Source organism: Ilumatobacter sp. (genome assembly GCF_049588435.1).
GTDB lineage: Bacteria > Actinomycetota > Acidimicrobiia > Acidimicrobiales > Ilumatobacteraceae > Ilumatobacter_A.
This window is the reverse complement of record NZ_JBAVYV010000572.1, coordinates 1-5,812: the sequence shown is the minus strand read 5'-3', so window position 1 is coordinate 5,812 and position 5,812 is coordinate 1. Positions and strand designations below refer to the sequence as shown.

Genomic DNA, 5,812 nt, shown 5'->3' with positions numbered 1-5,812 from the left:
GTGCCGCACCCCGCTGGACGTCGTGGACCGGCGCGGATGCCCTGTGCACCGGCGCGGGTGCAGGGCGCCTCGCTGTTGGACCGGGATCGACATGGACCGGACCGGGGACCTCGGGTGGCGTCGGGGCATCGTCGAGCGGCACGTCGCGCTCGCCGTGCTCGGTCCAGCATGCCCGCACGTCGGCGGGCCGAGCATGCTCACCTCCGCAGTACGCACACGAGATCGCCATGGCGGCAACCTACCGAACGACCGCCGACACCGCACACACGTTCGATCCGTGCCCGGCATGAGGTCTGGCCATCACGCCAGACCCGGGGCCCCGGTCGAGAGGGATCATCGCCGAGGCGACGCCGAATGTAGTGTTCACATCTGAATCGCCGGCGACCAACGGTGGTTCTCGCCATCACCAGGATCGGATCGGGATGTCCAACTCGTCGTTCTTCAAGTTGTGTGCAGCGGGCGTGGCCGCGTTCTTGCTGGCACTGTCCGCCTCGGTCGTCGCCGCCGCCCCCGCTGGTCTCGTCCGTCAGGTCGACACCGAGGTCCAGGCGGGCTTCGTGCTGAGCGGTTCGGAGCCCGTTCCGAACGCGACGGTGTCGATCCTGCGGGCGGGGAGCACGATCTCGAACGCCCAGGTCCTGGGGACGTCGACCGCCGGTGCCGACGGCGCCTTCAGCGTCAGCTACGAGTCGCCGGCCGATCCGGATGCCGTGCTCTACGCCATCGCACTGGGTCCCGACGGCGTGCGCCTGGCATCGGTGCTCGGCGCTTCGAACGTCCCCGCATCGGTGATCGTCAACGAGCGCACGACGGTGGCGACCTCGTTCGCGATGGCGCAGTTCATCGAGGGCGCCGCGATCGGCGGCCCCGACCCGGGGATGCCGAATGCTGCCGGGACGTTCCGCAACCTCGTCGACGTGGCCGACGGCGGCATCGGCGATGTGTTGGAGACGCCGCCGAACGGTGATGCGACGACGACCCTGCGGACCGTCAACTCGCTGGCCAACATGCTGGCCTCGTGCGTCCGATCTGCGAACGACTGCTCGGCGTTGTTCGCCCTCGCTCCAGCCGTCGACGGATCGCTCCCGACGAACACCCTCGACGCGATGTCCAACATCGCCCAGACACCCGGCTCGAACGTCGCCGACCTCGTCGCTCTGGCGCAGACCGAACCTTTGTACACGCCCGCCCTCACGGCCGGCGCGGCAACCGACACCGCCGCAGACGACTACGTCAACACCCTCGCCCTGATGCTGCTCTATGACGGCAGCGGTGGTCCGGACGGCGCGGTGATGGACGGTCCGGGCAACATCGCTTTCGACTCCGAGGGCAACGCCTGGGTGAACAACAACTATGCGTACGACGGGAACCCGGACGCAGTCACGTGCGGAAGCACGCTCGCCGTGAAGTTCACTCCGACCGGTCAACTGGCCCCGGGATCGCCGGTCGGCGGCGACGATCAGACCCAGAACGGTGTGGGTGGCGGCGGACTCTACGGAGCTGGATACGGAATGGCCGTCGCGCCGGACGACTCGGCATGGATCACGAACTTCGGCTTCCAAGGCCAACAACCCGTGGGCGGCGGAGCGACCGGTGAGTGTGATCAGACGCCGGAGGAACTCGCCGTGTCGGTCTCTCGATTCGACGCCGACGGCGTGCCGTTGTCTGCGGACGGAGACCCGTCGGTGAGCGAGCCCGGCGGCTACATCATCGACCAGATGCGACCCGATCCCGAGAATCCGGAAGGCCGCGGTCAGCCGCAGGGGATCGAGTCGGATCTCGCCGGCACCATCTGGTTCGCCGGGTGCGTCGACGGGTCGGTGGGCCGGTTCGCATCCGATTTCCCGACGACGCCGTACGACTTCATGTTCGTCACCGAGGTCGACGCCGAACTGGTGCCCGAATTCGACAACGCGTTCGACGTTGCGATCGATGCCGAGGGAGATGCCTGGTTCACCGCCAACGCGACATCGAATGTGGTGGAGATCGACACGAACTTCACGCCCGTGCGCAATCTCGACGCCGCCGGTGACTTCGACAAGCCGATGGGGATCGCTGTCGACAGCCAGGGCAACATGTGGGTATCGAACGCGGGGTTACCGAACCCACCGTGCCCTGCGATTCTCGGAGGTCCTCCGAACCCACTCGTCGAACCGGTCGACGGCTACGGGCCGATCGGTCCCGGCGGGATCGACAACGTCCGCGCGTCGGTGACCTTGATCGATGGAACATCGGGCTCGGGGGCCCCCGCCGTAACCAGGTTCACCAAGTCCGGTGGTCAGCGCGATGGTCTGCGGTGGCCGTGGGGGATGGCGATCGACGGTGCGGACAACGTGTGGGTCGCCAACTTCGCTGGCCAGCGCATCATGCGGCTGTGCGGTGTGGAGGAGGGCAACTGTCGCGGCGGCGTGACCGGTGATCCGGTGGGCCCCGACGAGGGCTACTTCAACAGCGGGCTGGCGCGCATCACCGCGGTGCAGATCGATCCGTCAGGGAATGTGTGGGCGACGAACAACTGGCTCCTCGAAGGATTCAGCAACCCGCAGAATCCTGGCGGGCGCCAGGTCGCGGTGTTCGTGGGCTTGGCCGCACCCGTCGTCACACCACGGCTCGGGCCCGTGCGCACACTTCCGAACGACGCGGACCTCTCCGAGCTCACGCTCACCACGGAATGGTCCGACGCGATCGACGGTGACGAGGTGTCGCTGTCGCTCGTCGGAGACGTGAACGCGCCCTCGACCGGCACGTCCACCGCCGCCGGAGTCAGCAACACCGTCGTGACGACGATGCTCGACGGCGAGACGATCACGATCGCGGAGGAGTTCGTTGCGGACAACGCCGGCACGTACGACGCGGCGTTGACGTGTACGGACGAGTCGGGGCTGACCTACACGGCCGGTGCCCTGGACGGCGTCTACACCGTCCCCGTCGCGTCGGGTGACGTGAACTGCACGTTCGTCAACACACTCCGCCGAGTCGAACTCGTCATGGACAAGGAGTGGGTCGACGGAACCGAAGGCGACACCGCGACGCTGAGCATCGCCGGCGCGGACGGCGATGCGTCCGGCGCGTCGACGGCGAGCGGCGCGACGGGAACCGAACTCGACATCGGCGTCGTGACCAGCAGCGCGATCGCGGGCGAGACCGTGACCCTCACCGAGATGCTGCCCGACACCAACGTCGGCGTCTACGCCCCGTCATTGGCCTGCGACGTCGGCGAACTGATCCATGCCGCCGGCGAACTCACGGGACGCCTCACGATCCCCGCCGACATCGCATCGGGGACAACCGTGACGTGTACCTACACGAACGCGCCGCCGGCGACGATCACGATCGTGAAAGATGCGATCCCAGACGACGGGACGGACTTCGAGTTCATCACGAACCTGACACCCGACGGTCAGCCGATCATCCTCGACGACGACGGCGGGAGCGACACGGGTGCCAGCGCCGTGGCGAACTCGTGGACGTCTCCCCCGGTGCCTGCCGATCGGTCCTACTCCGTGATCGAGACCCCGGTCGCCGGTTGGCGCCTCACGAGCGCAACCTGCGACAACGGCGACGTGCCGTCCAACATCGTTCCAGCCCCTGGCACCAACGTCACCTGCACGTTCGTCAACCAAGCGCCGACGAGCGAGATCGTGGTGACCGCGCGGGCCGAGAACGCTGCGAGCGATGCAGCATGGACGTTCGAGGTGAAGATCGATCCCGTCGGCTCCGGTGTCACCTCGCCCCAGACCGCGAGCGGCACTGGCAACGAGTCGGCGAGCGTGACCTTCGCACCGTTGCGCCTCGGCGAAACCTACACATTGACCGGGCGGGCAGCGCCCGCAGGCTGGAGCGTCAGTCCACTCGTCTGCACCACGGTCGACGCCGACCCGACCGAAGTCGGGTACCAGGCCGACACCGGCGCTGCCGATGCAACGATCAGATGCGACGTCGTGCTCACCGCTCCGTCGTCGACCACCACGACCACGGTGGCGAAGACCCCGACGGGCGGCTCGACGAGCCCGCTCCCGAACAGCGGCGGCGACGTCGCCCGGCTGGTTCTCGTCGCCGGACTCCTCGTGGGAGCCGGAATCGGACTGCGCGCGTTCGTTCGCATGTCCCGCCATCGTCGCCGCTTCTGATCTCAGGACATCGACGCGCGTTACGTAACGGGTCAGACCCGTTACGTAACGTTCACCAGAACGAGGCGACCCGATCGCCGACCTCGGGGATGCCGTAGGTGACGCAGAGGCCGACACCGTTGACGATCACCATCGCGACGACCAGGCCGGCGACGATCACGGCGCGACGTCGGCGATGGACCCCGATCGTCGTGAGCGGCGCAGGCATGTACCAGCTCGGGAGCAAACCTTCGTCGGACGACACTCCACCGAACGGGACCGCATCCGAATCGATCTCCACGTCGTTCGGGTCGGCGGCGAGAGCGAGCGCGGTGAGCTCCGCATCACTGATCGTGGCGGCCCCGTCCATCCTCCGACACTACTGCCGGGTGGAACAGCGCCGACCGCGGCGTCCATCGCAGGTCCAGGGCGTGTCCCCGAAGGGTTCCCCAAGCATCCGCGTGTCCGCCGCAGGTCGGCAACGAGACTCCAAACTAGAGGTGAACGGCTGTGGGGAGGAAGAGGGACAACCCTGTGAATTGTCGTGTGGATGACGGCGCGAACCTGTGGATCAACACGCTTCGCTGTGAACCGCGACGCCGATCACGCCGGCTGGAGCTCGACGGGGATGCCGTTCAGCACCGACGTTCCGGACAGCGGGTCCATCGCACGATCGTCGGAGAGCACGTTGGAGTTGACGCCGGCATGCTCCGCAGCGACGCGCATCTTCGCTCCCGGCAGATCGTGGCCCCATCCGTGCGGCAGGCTGACGACCCCGGGTCGGATGGAGTCGGTCACCTCCACCGGCGCCACCAGTTCACCGACGCGTGACGTCACCTTCGCCGCCCCGCCGTCGGTCAGCCCCAGCGTGTCGGCATCGTCGGGGTGGACCTGCAGCGTGCAGCGCGGGGCGCCCTTGACCAACACGTTGATGTTGTGCATCCACGAGTTGTTGCTCCGCAGGTGCCGTCGGCCGATGAGCACGTACGAACGCTCGTCGAGCTCCGTCACCGCCGCAGCGAGACGATCGAGATCGTCCACGAGGACATCGGGGGCGATCTCGACCGCGCCGCTCGTCGTCCGCAGGATCTCCGGCAGGCGCGGCACGAGCGCGCCGAAATCACGGCCGTGGGGATGCTCCAGCAGATCATCGAGCGATGTCCCGTCCGCGTCGGCCCCGAATCCGTCGCCGAAGGGTCCCGTTCGCAGCAGGAGGTCGATCATCCGATCGGGACCGCGTCGCCCGGCCGCATCCAGTGTCGCACGCAGTTCATCCGCGGACCGGCCGGCCACGTTCGAGTTCTCGTCCTTGACGGCGCTCGCGATCAGCCCGTCGATCGCAAGATCGTCGACGACGGACGGGTCGACATCGACACCCATGCCCTGCGCGACGAGCGACAGCTTCGCGATGACCTCCCACTCATCGGGCTGACCGTCGTCGAGCTCGAGGACCGGTTCGGAATAGTTCGCCACGTTGCGCACGGCGAACTGCATCAGAAGCAGGTCGTAATGTGCCCGTTGCAGTTGCGACGGCACCGGCAGGATGACGTCGGCGTGACGGGTCGTCTCGTTCAGATACATGTCGATCGACACCATGAACTCGAGTTCGTCGAGCGCATCGGCGAGCTGTTCGCTGTTCGGCGTCGACAGCACCGGGTTGCCGGCGAGCATCACCAGCCCGCGAACCTGGCCGTCACCGGGGG

At 67.4% G+C, this 5,812-nt stretch carries 3 protein-coding genes and 1 pseudogene; 1 reads left to right on the top strand and 3 read right to left on the bottom strand.

Translation table 11 applies throughout. The features are described from left to right. Positions 1-229 (bottom strand): annotated as a pseudogene (locus tag WBV89_RS21490) (hypothetical protein); the annotation flags it as partial. Between the two features lie 193 nt (positions 230-422). Here WBV89_RS21490 and WBV89_RS21485 point away from each other — a divergent pair. After that, entirely contained in the window at positions 423-4,130 is a 3,708-nt protein-coding gene (locus WBV89_RS21485; RefSeq protein ID WP_423983373.1) for a prealbumin-like fold domain-containing protein, read from the top strand. A gap of 52 nt (positions 4,131-4,182) precedes the next feature. On the opposite strand, the gene WBV89_RS21480 is transcribed toward WBV89_RS21485, so the two are convergent. Continuing rightward, complete coding sequence (locus tag WBV89_RS21480; RefSeq protein WP_423983372.1) at positions 4,183-4,479, bottom strand: hypothetical protein; 297 nt, start codon at positions 4,477-4,479, stop codon at positions 4,183-4,185. A 233-nt stretch (positions 4,480-4,712) separates the two neighbouring features. Then, on the bottom strand, positions 4,713-5,812 hold a 1,100-nt coding region (locus tag WBV89_RS21475), incomplete at its 5' end, for a molybdopterin dinucleotide binding domain-containing protein (RefSeq protein ID WP_423983371.1).